The sequence below is a fragment of the Caldimonas taiwanensis NBRC 104434 genome (assembly GCF_001592165.1).
GTDB lineage: Bacteria > Pseudomonadota > Gammaproteobacteria > Burkholderiales > Burkholderiaceae_C > Caldimonas > Caldimonas manganoxidans.
The window spans coordinates 1-14,802 of the sequence record NZ_BCWK01000012.1 but is presented as its reverse complement, the minus strand read 5'-3'; the positions used below and the strand labels follow the sequence as shown (position 1 = coordinate 14,802).

At 65.4% G+C, this 14,802-nt stretch carries 16 protein-coding genes; 10 read left to right on the top strand and 6 right to left on the bottom strand.

Translation table 11 applies throughout. The features are described 5' to 3' along the window. Positions 1 to 8 precede the first annotated feature (8 nt). The 6 genes from dalD to CTA01S_RS11210 form a co-directional block, all read right to left on the bottom strand. Positions 9 to 1,418: a D-arabinitol 4-dehydrogenase gene (gene dalD, locus CTA01S_RS11235; protein ID WP_019560958.1), complete on the bottom strand. Its 1,410-nt coding sequence runs from the start codon at positions 1,416 to 1,418 to the stop codon at positions 9 to 11. Between the two features lie 34 nt (positions 1,419 to 1,452). Next, a complete protein-coding gene (locus CTA01S_RS11230) occupies positions 1,453 to 2,193 on the bottom strand; it encodes an SDR family oxidoreductase (RefSeq protein ID WP_019560957.1) in 741 nt (246 codons plus the stop codon). Then, complete coding sequence (locus CTA01S_RS11225) at positions 2,190 to 3,254, bottom strand: ABC transporter ATP-binding protein (protein ID WP_062195623.1); 1,065 nt, start codon at positions 3,252 to 3,254, stop codon at positions 2,190 to 2,192. Before CTA01S_RS11225 ends, CTA01S_RS11230 begins: the two co-directional genes overlap by 4 nt. A gap of 20 nt (positions 3,255 to 3,274) precedes the next feature. After that, the gene (locus CTA01S_RS11220; RefSeq protein WP_019560955.1) at positions 3,275 to 4,111 is read right to left on the bottom strand and encodes a carbohydrate ABC transporter permease; all 837 of its coding nucleotides are present in this window, start codon (positions 4,109 to 4,111) and stop codon (positions 3,275 to 3,277) included. Positions 4,112 to 4,118: 7 nt separating this feature from the next. Further along, positions 4,119 to 4,979, bottom strand: coding sequence for a carbohydrate ABC transporter permease (locus CTA01S_RS11215; protein ID WP_062195620.1), 861 nt, complete (start codon positions 4,977 to 4,979; stop codon positions 4,119 to 4,121). A gap of 142 nt (positions 4,980 to 5,121) precedes the next feature. Next, on the bottom strand, positions 5,122 to 6,426 hold the full coding sequence (locus CTA01S_RS11210; protein ID WP_062195617.1) for an ABC transporter substrate-binding protein: 1,305 nt from the start codon (positions 6,424 to 6,426) through the stop codon (positions 5,122 to 5,124). Between the two features lie 275 nt (positions 6,427 to 6,701). Between CTA01S_RS11210 and ribBA the strand changes: the two genes are divergently transcribed. From ribBA to tolA, 10 genes are all read left to right on the top strand, one after another. Further along, on the top strand, positions 6,702 to 7,805 hold the full coding sequence (gene ribBA / locus CTA01S_RS11205) for a bifunctional 3,4-dihydroxy-2-butanone-4-phosphate synthase/GTP cyclohydrolase II (RefSeq protein ID WP_019560952.1): 1,104 nt from the start codon (positions 6,702 to 6,704) through the stop codon (positions 7,803 to 7,805). 27 nt (positions 7,806 to 7,832) lie between these two features. Further along, on the top strand, positions 7,833 to 8,297 hold the full coding sequence (gene ribH / locus CTA01S_RS11200) for a 6,7-dimethyl-8-ribityllumazine synthase (protein ID WP_062195615.1): 465 nt from the start codon (positions 7,833 to 7,835) through the stop codon (positions 8,295 to 8,297). After that, a complete protein-coding gene (nusB, locus tag CTA01S_RS11195; RefSeq protein WP_062195613.1) occupies positions 8,294 to 8,770 on the top strand; it encodes a transcription antitermination factor NusB in 477 nt (158 codons plus the stop codon). Before ribH ends, nusB begins: the two co-directional genes overlap by 4 nt. 12 nt (positions 8,771 to 8,782) lie before the next feature. Continuing rightward, a complete protein-coding gene (locus tag CTA01S_RS11190; protein WP_062195606.1) occupies positions 8,783 to 9,949 on the top strand; it encodes a pyridoxal phosphate-dependent aminotransferase in 1,167 nt (388 codons plus the stop codon). A 120-nt stretch (positions 9,950 to 10,069) separates the two neighbouring features. After that, a complete protein-coding gene (locus tag CTA01S_RS11185) occupies positions 10,070 to 11,764 on the top strand; it encodes a serine/threonine-protein kinase (RefSeq protein ID WP_062195604.1) in 1,695 nt (564 codons plus the stop codon). Between the two features lie 82 nt (positions 11,765 to 11,846). After that, a complete protein-coding gene (locus CTA01S_RS11180) occupies positions 11,847 to 12,245 on the top strand; it encodes a TssQ family T6SS-associated lipoprotein (protein WP_019560947.1) in 399 nt (132 codons plus the stop codon). Between the two features lie 65 nt (positions 12,246 to 12,310). Then, positions 12,311 to 12,733: a tol-pal system-associated acyl-CoA thioesterase gene (ybgC, locus tag CTA01S_RS11175; protein WP_019560946.1), complete on the top strand. Its 423-nt coding sequence runs from the start codon at positions 12,311 to 12,313 to the stop codon at positions 12,731 to 12,733. Then, positions 12,730 to 13,446 (top strand): protein TolQ, encoded by a 717-nt coding sequence (tolQ, locus tag CTA01S_RS11170; protein ID WP_019560945.1) that lies wholly within the window; start codon positions 12,730 to 12,732, stop codon positions 13,444 to 13,446. The genes ybgC and tolQ overlap by 4 nt, the downstream gene beginning before the upstream one ends. A 13-nt stretch (positions 13,447 to 13,459) precedes the next feature. Beyond that, entirely contained in the window at positions 13,460 to 13,888 is a 429-nt protein-coding gene (locus tag CTA01S_RS11165) for a biopolymer transporter ExbD (protein WP_019560944.1), read from the top strand. Positions 13,889 to 13,911: 23 nt separating this feature from the next. Then, the gene (gene tolA, locus CTA01S_RS11160; protein WP_019560943.1) at positions 13,912 to 14,796 is read left to right on the top strand and encodes a cell envelope integrity protein TolA; all 885 of its coding nucleotides are present in this window, start codon (positions 13,912 to 13,914) and stop codon (positions 14,794 to 14,796) included. Positions 14,797 to 14,802 lie beyond the last annotated feature (6 nt).

Sequence of the window (14,802 nt, the reverse complement as noted above, 5' to 3'; positions counted from 1 at the left end):
GGGACGCGTCAGTGAGTCGGTTCGCCGTATTGTGCGACGAAGTCCTGCACACGCCCGAAAGCGCGCCGCACGGCCGCCTCCAAGCGCGCATCGCCGGCCAAGGCACCCCACAGCTGGGTGCAGCCGCACAGGGCGCGCACCGGATCGTCTGCGGTGCAGATCGCCCGTGCGACAGCCTCGTCCATGGCCTGATCTTGATAGGTGTATGGCAACTCCCCTCGATGCCAACGCTGCAAGAACGCCAAAAACAGCGCGGGCAGCATGGCCACGCTGTCGATGCCTTCGTCGCGAGCCAAGCGCTCGACCACCGTCGGCGCAATGAAACCCGGGATCTTGCTGAAACCATCCATGGCCACGCGCTGGTTGGTGTCCCGAATGGCCGGATTGCCGAAGCGCTCCAGCACCACGTCCCGGTAGCGCTGCAGATCGATCGGGCAGGGCTTGTCCGGCCTGTGCAGCACCGGAATCACATCATCGGTGACGTACGCATGGGCCATGGCCCGGATGCGCGGATCTTGCGTGCCTTCATGGATGTATTGATAGCCCACCAAGGTGCCAGCCCAAGCGATGCAGGAATGCGTCGCATTGAGCAGGCGGATCTTGGCTTCCTCGTAAGCGTCGACCGAGTCGACCAGCTCCACGCCAACGCGCTCCCAGGCCGGACGGCCGGCGATGAAGCGGTCTTCGATCACCCATTGAATGAAGCTCTCGGCCATCAACGCGGCTGCATCATCCACCCCCAAGGCCTGTCGCACGCGTTGGCGCACTTCGGGCGTGGGCCGGGGCGTGATGCGGTCCACCATGGCATTGGGACTGCTGGTGCACCGGCTCACCCAATCGTGCAAGGCCGCATCCCCCACAGCCTCGATGAATTGCAGCAAGCCGGCACGGAAGCGGTCGCCGTTGTGGCGCAGGTTGTCGCAATTCAACAGCGTCAGTGCCGCACCGCCAGCACGGCGCCGAGCGCGCAACAAGGCCACCAAGGCGCCGTAGATCGTCTGCCCAGGCTGGCCGTTGCGGGCCCGTTGCAGATCGTCGCGCAACTCGGCATGGGTGTCCCAGTCGAGCTGGTGTCGGTCATTGAGGTAATAGCCCGCTTCGGTGACGGTGAACGAGATGATGCGGGTCGCCGCATCGCTGGCCAGTTCGATCAGGCGGCGCAAATCGGGCGTGTACGGCACCACCTCGCTGAGCACATGGATGCGCTCGTAGCGGTGCTCTCCCGCTGGCGAGATGGTTTCCAAGGTGTACGTTCCGCCCTGGCGGCGCAAAGCCTCGATCGTCTCGATCATGTCCGCTCGCAGATTGCCTGCAGCCAAGGTCCACGAGGGATCGCCCAGGTCGTGCAGGCGCTGCAAATACACGGCTTGATGCGCGCGGTGGAACGAGCCAAGGCCCAAATGAAGGATGCGGTTCATGGTGCAGTGCAGTCGATGGAACGAAGCGGTCGGTTCAAAGGTCAAATGCCGAAGGCATCAGGATGATGTCGCGCACGGTGAGGCCACGTGGTCGGCTCAGCATGAACAGCAAGGCCTGCGCCACGTCCTGCGGCTCGATCAAACTGCCCTCGGCCCGGGCCTGGGCGAGCTTGTCGGCAGGCCAATCGGCCAGCAGGCCGGTGACCACCGGCCCAGGCGAGAGCGCCCCCACCCGGATGCCATGCCGGAAGACCTGCCGCCGCGTCGTTTGCACGAAGCAATCGATGGCCCATTTGGAAGCCGCATACACCGGCTCCCAGGGCGTGGGGAAATGCGCAGCCAAGGAGCTGGTCACGACGATGTCGCCGCCGCCGTGCAAGCGCATGTGCGCCACGGCGTCGCGCACGTTTTTCATCACGACACCGACATTGAGCTGCACCAGACGATCGATCGCCTCGTGTGAGGCGTCCACCAGCTCGCCGCCGAGATACACACCGGCGTTGGCATGCAGGATGTCCAGCCGTCCGGCCACGCGCAGCACCTCGGGCACCAAGCGCGCGCATTGCGCAGCATCGAGCAAGTCCAGCACCACGGGATGGGCCGCCGGCCCCAGGGCTTCGCAGACCGCCTGCAAGGCTTGGGCCTGCCGATCGATCAAAACCACCGAAGCGCCGGCGCCGACCAGCGCCTCGGCGCAAGCCCGCCCAATGCCGCTGGCCGCGCCGGTGACGGCCGCCACCCGCCCCTGCAGCGCTGAACTTGCCCCCGCCGTCATGCCAGCGCCTCCGTCGGAGACACCGACGGATGGGCGACCACCCGTCCCTGCGCATCGAACCAATGAGCTTGCTCCACCGCGATGTCCACGCCCACCGTGTCGCCAGCGCGCAGCCCACTGCGTTGCGTGCTGCGGGCCACGAGCTGGCACCCCTCGGGAGTGCTCACGTAGATCAGCGTCTCGGCCCCCAGGGCCTCGACCAGCTCGACCTGCGCGGTCAGTGCGCCCTCGCCGGCACGCTTCAGGCGCACGCTTTCCGGGCGCAGGCCGATGCTGCCGCCGGCCGCGGCCTGCGGGGCACGGCCGCGCAGGGCCGACGGCAGGCGCTGCAGAGGCGTCACGTTCATCTGCGGCGTGCCGATGAACTGCGCGACGAACTGATTGACCGGCCGGTCGTACAGCTCCAGGGGGCTGCCCACTTGCTCGATGCGGCCCTCGCGCAGCACCACCACACGATCGGCCAGGGTCATGGCTTCGACCTGGTCGTGAGTCACGTAGATCGTGGTGGCGCCCAGTTCACGATGCAGCTTGGCAATCTCCACCCGGGTCTGGCCGCGCAAGGCCGCATCCAGGTTGGACAGCGGCTCGTCGAACAGAAACACCTTGGGCGCACGCACGATGGCCCGTCCAATGGCCACCCGCTGGCGCTGCCCACCAGACAACTCCTTGGGCGTGCGATGCAAGTACGGCTGCAGATTCAAGATCTGCGCGGCACGCTCGACCTTGTCGCGGATCTGCTGCGCCGGCACTTTGGCCAGCTTCAAGGCAAAGCTCATGTTCTCGTACACGCTCATGTGCGGGTACAACGCATAGCTTTGGAACACCATGGCCAAGTCGCGTTTGCTGGCGCTCAAGTGGGTGATCTCGCGCCCGTCCAGCCACAGCGCGCCGCCGTCGATGGTCTCCAGCCCGGCAATCAAGCGCAACAAGGTGGATTTACCGCAGCCCGACGGGCCGACGAAGACGACGAACTCCCCTTGCTCGATGGACAGGTCGATGCCCTGGATCGCGCGGTGGCTGCCGAAATACTTTTCGATGCCTTGCAGTTGCAAATAGGCCATGGGAACTCTCACCAAATGGTTTACTTCACGGCGCCGAAGGTCAAGCCCTGCACCAGCTGCTTCTGGCTGAACCAGCCAAAGACCACGATCGGTGCAATGGCCAACAAGGAGGCGGCCGACAACTTGGCCCAGAACAGCCCTTCCGGGCTGGAATAGCTGGCGATCAGCGTGGCCAAGGTGCCGCCCTTGGCCGAGGTGAGATTGAGCGACCAGAAGGCTTCATTCCAGCTCAGCACCAGACACAGCAAGCCTGTGGAAGCCAAGCCTCCCAAGCCCAGCGGCAGCAGCACGAGTCGGAATTCCTGCCACAGATTGGCGCCATCCATGCGGGCGGCTTCCAGGATTTCATGCGGGATGTCTTTGAAATGCGAATACAGCATCCACACCATGATGGGCAGGTTGGAGGCCGTGAAGACGATGATCAGCGCCAGCGTGCTATCCAACAACTGGGCCTTTTGCGCCAGCACGTAGATCGGCACCAAGGCGCCCACCGCCGGCATCATCTTGGTGGACAGCATCCACATCAACAGGTCTTTGTCGCGCTTGCGCTTGAAGAACGCCATGGCATAGGCCGCCGGCGTGGCGATGATCAAACCGATGACGGTCGACACCACACTGGTGAGCACGGAGTTCTTCGCATACAGCAGGTAGTTGCTGCGCGCCTGCACCTCGTGAAAGTTCTCCAGCGTCGGCTCGAACACCAACAAAGGCGGCACGGCGATGGCTTGCAACTCGGTCTTGAAGGCCGTCAGCACCAGCCAGCCCAAAGGGAAGAACAGCAGCAAGGCCACCGACCAAGCCAGGACCGCGCGCACCCAACGGCCCCAAGGAAATGCGTGATGCAATGCTCGTTGCATGGTCACCTCATCGGTCCAGGCTCTTGCCTACCAGGCGGATCATGAAGATCGCCGCGATGTTGGCCAGCAGCACCGCAAACAAGGCTCCGGCCGAGGCCACGCCCGCATCGAAGTTCAGCAAGGCCTGCTTAAAGATCAAAAACGCCACATTGGTGCTGGCATCGCCAGGCCCACCGCCCGTGGTGGTGTAGATCTCCGCGAAGATCGACAGCAAAAAGATCAGCTCGATCATCACCACCACGGCCACCGAGCGGGCCAAATGGGGCAAATACAAGTAGCGCAGCTGTTGCAGATAGTTGGCGCCGTCCATGCGGGCCGCCTCGATCTGCTCGCGGTTCATGCTTTGCAGCGCCGTCATGAAGATCAGCGTGGCAAAAGGCAGCCATTGCCACGAGACCATGATGATCACCGACAGCAAGGGGTGATCGGTCAGCCAGTCCACCGGCTGCGCACCGAAGAACTGCCACACCTGCGCCAGCACGCCGTAGACCGGGTTCATCATCATGTGCTTCCACAGCAGCGCATTGACCGTGGGCATGACGAAAAACGGCGCGATCAGCAGCAGCCGCACGATGCCACGGCCGGGAAACGGTTCATCGATGAGCAAGGCCAACGCGATGCCCAAACCCACGGTGATGACGATCACACTGCCCAGCAAGACCACGGTATTCCACACCGCTGGGCCGAACGACGGATCGGTGAAGAAGAACTCGAAGTTCTCCAGCCCGACGAAGCCGCGCACGTCCGGCTGCAGCAGGTTGTAGCGAATGAGGCTGAAGTAGATGGTCATGCCCAGCGGCACGATCATCCATAGCAGCAAGGTCGTGACCGCAGGGGCCAGCAGCATTCGGCGCAAAAGGCGGTTCATGGGCAAGATCTGACGTCAGCGCAAACACGACATCCGGGCCGATGCCACCGCCACACGGCGGCATCCGTAGGCAAGCCGAGGCGTCTCTCGGGGCGATCCGTAGCAGCCGCTGCGCCGCCACGGATCGCGCAGCTTCACCCCTTCACTTGTAATAGCCGGCTTTGCGCATTTCGCGGTCGGCCACCGTTTGCGAGGCTTTGAGCGCCGCCTCCACCGAGGTGCGTCCGGCCAAGGCCGCGCTCATTTGCTGACCGACGGCAATGCCAATGGCCTGAAATTCCGGAATGGCGGCGAACTGCACCCCCACATAAGGGCTCTTGGGCAAGGTGCTGTCTTTGGGGTTGGCCGTCTCGATGGCCTTGAGCTCGGCCGCCGCAAAGCGAGCCGCCTTCTGGAACTCGGGGTGGGCATAGGTGCTCTTGCGCGTGCCCGTGGGCACATTGGCCCAGCCATTGGTTTTGGCCACGAGCTGGATGTAGTCCTTGCTGGTCGCCCAGGTGATGAATTTCTGCGCTGCGTCGGCCTTCTTCGAGCCTGCCGGAATGGCGAGATTCCAAGACCACAACCAATTCGCGCCCTTGGGCGTGTGCATGATGGGCGCCTGCGCAAAGGCCATCTTGTCAGCCACTTTGGATTGCTTGGGGTCGCTCACGAAAGATGCCGCGATGGTGGCATCGACCCACATGCCACACTTGCCCTCGTTGGTCAGCGCCAGAATCTCATTGAAGCTGTTGGCGCTGGAGCCCGGCGGGCCGTAGTTCTTCAGCAAATCGACATAGAAGGTGATCGCCTCCTTCCAGGGCTTGGTGTCGATCTGCGGCTTCCATTGCATGTCGAACCACTGGCCGCCGAAGGTATTGACCAAGGTGCTCAAGAACGCCATGTTGTCGCCCCAACCGGGCTTGCCGCGCAGGCAAATGCCGTACACCCCGTTGGCCGGGTCGTGGATCTTCTTGGCCAGCTCGGCGATCTGCGGCCAGGTGGGGCGCTCGGGCAGCTGCACCCCAGCTTTATCGGCCAGGTCCTTGCGATACATCAACATGGACGACTCGCCGTAGAACGGTGCGGCATAGAGCTTGCCATCGACCGTCAAGGCACTGCGGATGGCCGGCAGCAAGTCGTCCACGTCGTAGGCCGCGTCGGTCTTGAGCTCGTGCAGCCATCCCTTCTTGCCCCAGATCGGCGCCTCGTACATGCCGATGGTCATGATGTCGAACTGGCCGCCCTTGGTGGCAATGTCGGTGGTGACGCGCTGGCGCAGCACGCCTTCTTCCAGCGTCACCCATTTGAGTCGGATGTCGGGATGGGCTTGCTCGAAATGCTTGGACAACTTTTGCATTTCGATCATGTGGCCGTTGTTGACGGTGGCAATCACCAGCTCAGTGTTGGCCTGGGCCCAGCCGGCCACCATCCACACCGCCAACGCCGCGGTCAGCTTCGATCTCATACCAGTCTCCTTCATGGGTTCTCGCATCGCTGATGCATGCAATCCGGCCCTGCGGCCGTGCCGCTGCATTGTCCTGACACCCATTGGTCACACTGGTACGCCCTTCCCGCTTTTCTATACTTTATTGCGCCATATACTCGGGATTTACCCCAGTAGACTGACAATAAGTTTAGGAACCCTGCGCCCCGAGGCCACGGCATCCCAGCCCCAGGCGTTTACCGGCGGCCTCCGGCCCCGGCACTGAGGACTGCGCGAGCCTCTACAATGCTGCGCTTATGCCCATTTCTCCGATTCCCGAGCTCATCGCCGAGCTGGCCGCCGGCCGCATGGTCATCCTCGTCGATGAGGAAGACCGCGAAAACGAAGGCGACCTGGTGCTGGCGGCCGACCATGTGACCCCCGAGGCCATCAATTTCATGGCCAAGTACGGGCGGGGTTTGATCTGCTTGACGCTCACGCGCGAGCGTTGCGAGCGCTTGCAATTGCCGCCCATGGCTGCGCGCAACGGCACCAAGCATGGCACCGCGTTCACCGTCTCGATCGAAGCGGCCACGGGCGTGACCACGGGCATCTCGGCGGCCGACCGGGCCCGCACCATTCAGGTGGCCGTGGCCCGCGACGCCAAGCCCTCCGACCTGGTGCAACCCGGGCACATCTTTCCCTTGCAGGCCCAAGACGGCGGGGTGCTCATGCGTGCGGGTCACACCGAAGCCGGCTGTGATCTGGCCGGCATGGCCGGCCTCACCCCGGCAGCGGTGATCTGCGAGATCATGAACGACGACGGCAGCATGGCCCGGCTGCCCGACCTCGAGGTTTTCGCGCAGACGCATGGTCTGAAGATCGGGACCATCGCCGATTTGATCGAGTACCGCAGCCGCAATGAATCCTTGATCGAGCGGCTTGGACAACGTGCGCTGAACACCCCACACGGCCCGTTCGACTGCACCATCTACCGCGATCGCTCCGGCGGCGTGCATCTGGCCTTGGTGAAGGGGCGCTGGCTGCCGCACGAAGAGGTGGTGGTGCGTGTGCACGAACCGCTGTCGGTGCTGGACCTGCTCGACACCAGCGAATGCACGCATTCCTGGCCCTTGGGCCGCGCCTTGGCACGACTGCAGCAGGAAGAACGCGCGGTGGCCGTGTTGCTCAATTGCAGCAGCGACGGCCCGGAAGATCTGTTGCGCCGCCTGCTGCCCAGCGAGCCCGCCCTGGCGCCGCGACCGCCCGCGCAGATGGACTTGCGCACCTATGGCGTGGGCGCACAAATCCTGCGCGACTTGCAAGTGACCAAGATGAAGCTGCTGGGCAGCCCGCGGCGCATGCCCAGCATGGTGGGCTATGGCTTGGAAGTGACGGCCTTCATCGGCCCGGAACAGTGAACGATCTCGCACGAGAAAGGCACACGCATGCAAGGTGCTGACAAGGGTCGCGCAGCGCGTCTGGACGGCAAGGATCTGCGCATCGGCATCGTGCAGGCGCGTTTCAATGAGGCCATCACCAACGCCCTGGCGCAAGCCTGCCGTGCCGAGCTGGCCGCTTTGGGTGTGGCCGACAAACACATCGAGCACGTGACCGTGCCCGGCGCCCTGGAAGTGCCCGTGGCGCTGCAAGCCCTGGCCGACAGCGAACGCTTTGACGCCCTGATCGCTCTGGGTTGCATCATCCGGGGCGAAACCTACCATTTCGAATTGGTGGCCAACGAAAGCGGCGCGGGTGTGACGCGCATCTCCCTGGACTATCAACTGCCCGTGGCCAATGCCATTCTCACCGTGGACAACGAGGCCCAGGCCTGGGCACGCGCCGAAGAAAAGGGGCGTGACGCCGCCCGCGTGGCCGTCGAGATGGCCAATTTGCTGGAAGATCTCTCGTGACCGCAAGCTCTGCCAAGCCCCGACGCGCCCCGGCCAAATCGGCACGTCGCCGATCGCGCGAGTTCGCCCTTCAGGGCCTGTATGAATGGCTGCTGTCGGGCAGCGATGCCGGCCTGATCGACGCGCATGCGCGCGAGCAGGATGGCTTTGCCAAGTGCGACACGGCCCATTTCGATGCCTTGCTGCATGGCTGCATCCAGGAGGCTGCCAGCCTGGACGCCGTGCTGGCTCGCCATGTGGACCGCAAGACCAGCGAGCTGTCACCAGTGGAACACGCCGTGTTGCTGATCGGCTGCTACGAGCTGCGCCACTGCGTGGACATCCCCTACAAGGTGGTCATCAACGAAGCGGTCGAACTGGCCAAGAGCTATGGGGGCACCGACGGACACAAATACGTCAACGGTGTGCTCGACAAGGCTGCAGCCGAGCTGCGCCCCGCCGAAGTGCAAGCCGCTCGGGCCTCGCGCGGCTGAGGTCTGCCACGCATGAGATTTGCCGCACGCACCGATCGCATCGCGCCGTTTTACGTGATGGAGTGCGCCAAAGCGGCCGCCGAGCTGGCGCGCAGCCCGGCCTGCCGGCAGCAGCCGATGATCTACCTCAACATCGGCGAGCCCGACTTCACCGCCCCGCCCTTGGTGCGCGAGGCGGCCGAGCGTTGCCTGCGCGATGGCCGCACCCAGTACACCGATGCCCTGGGCCTGATGCCCTTGCGCGAACGCATCAGCCACTGGTATGCACAGCGCTTCGGTCTGACCGTGCCGGCGCAACGCATCGTGCTGACGGCCGGGGCCTCCGGCGCCTTGCAGCTGGCCTGCTTGGCGCTGGTCGAGCCCGGCGACGAGATCCTGATGCCCGACCCGAGCTACCCCTGCAACCGACACTTCGTCTCGGCCGCAGAGGGGCGCGCGGTGATGCTGCCCAGCGGGCCCCAGCAGCGCTACCAACTCAGCGCTGAGGCCGTCGAGGCGGCCTGGAACGAGCGCACACGTGGGGTGCTGTTGGCCTCGCCGTCCAATCCCACGGGGACCTCGATCGCCCCCGACGAGATGCGTCGCATCGTCGCTGCAGTGCGCCGTCGTGGCGGCGTGACGATCGTGGACGAAATCTACCTCGGCTTGAGCTATGACGAGGCCTTCGGTGTGAGCGCGCTGGCCCACGGGGACGACGTGGTCACGATCAACAGCTTCTCCAAGTACTTCAGCATGACCGGCTGGCGCCTGGGCTGGATGGTGGTGCCCGAGCCCATGGTGGCCGTGGTCGAGAAGCTGGCGCAAAACCTCTACATCTGCCCGTCCACCGTGGCCCAGCATGCGGCACTGGCCTGTTTCGAGCCCGACAGTCTGGCCGAGTATGAACGCCGCCGTGCCGAGTTCCGTGCTCGGCGTGACTTTCTCGTGCCGGCGCTGAACCGTTTGGGGCTGACCGTGCCGGTGATGCCCGACGGCGCCTTTTATGCCTGGGCCGACTGCTCGGCCCATGCGCCTGACAGCTGGGACTTCAGCTTCGAGCTGATGCGCCGCGCCCATCTGGCCATCACCCCGGGGCGGGACTTTGGCCATGCCGACACGGCGCGCTATCTGCGCCTGTCTTACGCCACGGCCAGGGCCCAGCTCGAAGAAGCCGTGGCCCGACTGCAACGCTGCTTGTGAACGCATGCGTCCCATCCCTGTAAGCCTGGGACACACTCCTTACCCGCAGAAGCAGTTTTGGCGGACATTTCTCACACTGCGCGCCCACAGGGTGCCAAGCGCTTGGTCTAAGCTGCACACGTGGATTTCCAGAAGACCATCTTCGCACTGAGCCCGCATCAGGCCCGCTCGCGTCGCCCGAGCGATGGGCGTGACGCGTCGCCGGCCTTCGACTCCACCCAGCAGCTCGACTCCGCACACGGCTCCTTGTTCAGCGAGCAAGGCGAGCGCGCCGGCAGCTGCGGCTCCACGCGCGTGGACCCGGCCTCCGTCCCCCCCGACGAGCTGCCCACGATCGGACACATCGGGCGCTATGCCCTGAAGTACCGTCTGGGCGAAGGCGGGCTTGGCACCGTCTATGCCGCGCAGGACCCGCTGCTGTCGCGCCTGGTGGCCATCAAAACCCTGAGCTTGGAACTGTCGGCCGAAGCCCGTGAGCGTTTCCACCGTCTGTTCCTGAACGAAGCCCGCGCGGTGGCCAGCCTCAACCATCCGCACATCGTCACCGTCTTCGATGCCGGCACCAGCCCGCAAGGCGCATACATTGCCATGGAGCTGCTCAAAGGCAAGGACCTGCGCCAGCTCCTCAAGGAAGGCTGGCGGCCGCGGCCGGTCGAAGCCGCGCTGATCGTGCGCCGTGCCGCCGATGCCCTGGCCTACGCCCATGCCAAAGGCATCATCCACCGCGATGTGAAGCCGGCCAACATCTTCATGACCGGCCGCACCCAGCCGAAGGTGCTGGACTTCGGCATCGCCCGCGTGGCCAGTCAGCAGGATGGCGGCCCCGAAGACGACTTCACCGCTGGCTCGCCGTACTACATGGCCCCCGAGCAAGTGCGCCATGCCCCGGTGGACCGGCGCTGTGATGTGTACTCGCTCGGGGTGGTGCTGTACGAACTGCTGACGGGCGCTCGTCCTTTCCAAGGGGCCACCCTGTCCGAAATCGCCGAAGCGGTGTTGCATCACCAACCTCCGCCGGCACACGAAGTCAACCCCAGCGTGCCGCCAGCGCTGTCTCAGATCGTCGCGCGGGCCATGGCCAAAGACCCCGAGCAACGCTATCGCTCGGCACGGGCCCTGTCACGCGAACTGCGGCACTGGCTGCAAGAGCAGGTCGATGCCGACGAGCATGACGAGACGCCGTCCAGCCCGCATCGTGGCCCGCGCTGGCGCGCGCTGGCACTGGCCGTATCGGCCGGTGTGCTGGCCGGCGGCGCCCTGTGGCTGGGACTGGCCTCATGGACCGAAGAGCCGCACAACGCGGCGCCTGCAGCCGCACCGGCCCTGGTGGCTGTGCCCGCTGCACGGCCCGACGCGCTCACCAATGCCGCGCTGCCCGACGTGAACGACCCCTCGGCCTCTGCCCCTGGCGCCGACACGGCCGCCCGCGCGGCAGCAGAAGCGGCGCCCCCCACCCAGACGCCTGCGGCACCGGCCACCGCCCCGGCCCGTCCGACCCCCACCCGCGAGCGTGCCAGCGCCTCGACGTCCCCCTCGGTGCGCGGGAGCCGCCCCAGTGCCACGCCCGGCGCCGCGCCCACAGCCCCCTTGGCCACCGGCGAAGTGGTGCTGGCCATCAGCCCCTGGGGGCAGGTCGAAGTCAACGGGGCTCCAGCCGGCATCGCCCCGCCACTGACCCGCTTGAGCTTGACCGAAGGGCGACACACCATCACCATTCGCAACGATGCATTTCCGCCGCACCGGGTGACGGTGACCGTCAAGCCCGACCAACCCGTGGTGTTGCGGCACAAGTTCGAATCCGCCCCTGACCCCTAAGATGAAACGCCCCCCTGACTCGCTTCGCTCGCTTCCCCCCGAGAGGGTGGTCAGTTCTTTCGGGCGGCCGTGGGGAACTGACATGATCAAAGCGCTGACGAGCTCGATACTGGCCTTGGCCGCCCTGGCCGGTTGCGCCCAGTGGCCAGCCGCCCCCACGGTGGTTGGTGTCACCGAGCTGGCCGCCCGGCCCGCCGAGGGGGCCCTGCTGGCCGGCTTGAAGGCCTACGACGACGCCCAATATGCCGAGGCCGAGCGCCGGCTCAAACAGGCTCTGCAGGCCGGCTTGGCTGCTCCCAAAGACCAAGCCGCCGCGCACAAGTACCTGGCCTTCATCTATTGCACCAGCCAGCGGCAGGCTCAATGTGAAGCCGCCTTCCGCGCCGCGCGGGCCGCCGACCCGGACTTCGATCTGACCAAATCCGAAGCCGGCCATCCCCTCTGGGGGCCCGTCTTCCTCAAGAGCCGCCAGTCTCCCTGAGCCCTGCACGGCGATAATGTGGGCTTTTGCCGACCCGGCTCGTCGCCGGGCCGCCTCCGTGGCCCATGTCAGCGTCCATCCCCACCCCCGTCTGCATCGTCCATCGCCACCCGGTGCGCGTGTACTGGGAAGACACCGACGCCGGCGGCGTGGTCTTCTACGCCAATTACCTCAAGTTCTTCGAGCGCGCTCGCACCGAATGGCTGCGTGCGAAAGGGTATTCGCAGGAACAACTGCGACGGGAACAAGGCGTGATGTTCGTGGTCAGTCACACGTCCGTGCGCTATCTTCAACCCGCCCGTTTGGACGACCTGCTCGAAGTGACCGTGGCCGTGACCGCGGCCAAAGCCGCCTCCATGGTCATCCAGCAGCAAGCGTTACGAGATGGCACCGTGCTGGCCGAAGGCGAGATCAGAATCGGGTGTGTCGATGCGCAGACCCTACGCCCGCACCGCATCCCCAAAGAACTGCTTCAGGAACTTGCATGACCCATCAGGATCTGTCGATCATCCAGCTCATCGCGCAAGCCAGTCTCATCGTGCAGCTGGTGATGCTGCTGCTCATGTTCCTCTCTCTGGCCAGTTGGACCGTGATCTTCGGGAAGTTCTTCGGCCTCAGTCGCGTACGCAGCCTCAATGACGAATTCGAGCGCGAATTCTGGTCGGGGCGCAACCTCCACGATCTGTACAACCTGGCCAGCGACAACCCCCGACAAGGCGGGCCGATGGAGCGCATCTTCGCCTCAGGCATGCGCGAATTCCTGAAACTGCGCGAGCGCCGCGTGGCCGATGCCGGCGCCCTGCTCGACGGCGCCCGGCGCGCCATGCGGGCGAGCTTTCAGCGCGAGATGGACGCCATCGAACACCACTTGTCCTTTCTGGCCACGGTCGGCTCGGTGGCGCCATACATCGGCCTGTTCGGCACGGTGTGGGGCATCATGCACGCCTTCACCGGCCTGGCCAACTTGCAACAAGTCACGCTGGCCACGGTGGCCCCCGGTATCGCCGAAGCCCTGGTGGCCACGGCCATCGGCCTGTTCGCGGCGATCCCCGCGGTGATGGCCTACAACCGCTTCGCACGCCAGATCGACCAAGTGGCCATCCGCATGGAGACCTTCATCGAGGAGTTCTCCAACATCTTGCAGCGCAACCTCAGCCACAGCGCGGCAGGGCAACCTGCCGCAGGCACGCCGGCGCACTGAGCAGGAGGCCCCCATGCCAGCCGTTGTCTCCCGCTCCGGCACTCGTCGCCGCACCATCAGCGAGATGAACATGGTGCCCTTCATCGACGTGATGTTGGTGCTGCTGATCATCTTCATGGTCAGCGCCCCGCTGATCACCACGGCCGTGGTGGATCTGCCCAGCGTGGGCCGCGCAGCCGCGGCACCACAACGCGTCGTCGAAGTCGTGGTCGGCACCGACGAGAAACTGCGGCTGCGCGTGGACGGCAAAGAACGCGGTCGCACCACCTTGTCCCAACTCGAACGAGACGTGCACGCTGCCGTCCAAGGCCTCGACAACGTCCCCATCGTGATCTCGGCCGATCGCAACGTACGCTACGAAGCGGTCGTCAACGTGATGTCCCGACTGCGTGCTGGCGGATTCGAGCGCGTGGGCCTGCTCGTGCGCCAGCAAGGCAGCTGAAGTACCACCTGAGCCTTCCATTCATGACGCTGCCCAGCGAACGCGACGACCTGCTCCCCCCCTCGCCCGATGCCCGCGGCCGCGGCCTGGCCATCGCACTGGGCATGCACGCGGCGCTCATAGGGGCCTTGGCGCTGGGCGTCAACTGGAAGTCCAGCGCACCCGAAGCCGTGGAAGCCGAACTGTGGGCCGCGCTGCCCCAGGCCGCCGCGCCACCGCCAGCGCCGACCCCTGCCCCTGCGCCCCCGGCCCCCCCGGCACCCGCGCCCCAGCCGGCCCCGGCGCCACCGCCACCGGCACCACCGCGCCAAGCCGAGCTGGCCATCGAGAAACAACGCAAGCAGGCCGAGCAGCAGCGCCAGCGTGAGCTGCAAGAAGCCGCCGAGCGCAAAAAGCGCGAGGAAGCCCAACGGCGCGAGGCCGAACGCAAAAAACGGGAAGAAGCCGAACGACTCCAACGCGAACAAGCCGAAAAGCAAAGACTTGAGCAACAACGCAAAGCCGAAGCCGAAAAGCGGCGTCAAGCCGAAGAAAAACGGCTGGCCGAGCTGCGAGAAGCGCAGATGCAGCGCATCATCAGTCAGGCCGGCAGCGGCACACAGGCCACTGGTGCCGCCCAAGGCAGCGCGGCCGGGACTCCTTCCGCCGGCTACGCCGGACGGCTACGTGCTCGCATCAAGCCCAACATCATCTTCGTGGACACGCTGACGACCAACCCGGCGGCCGAAGTCGAAGTGCGCGCCGCCCCCGACGGCACCATCCTCGGCGCCCGGCTGGTTCAGTCCAGCGGGCACCCCGAATGGGACCAAGCCGTGCTGCGCGCCATCGAACGCACCCAAACCCTGCCACGCGACGACAACGGCCGCGTGCCCTCCCCCATCCTCATCACCTTCCGACCCAAAGACTGACCCCCC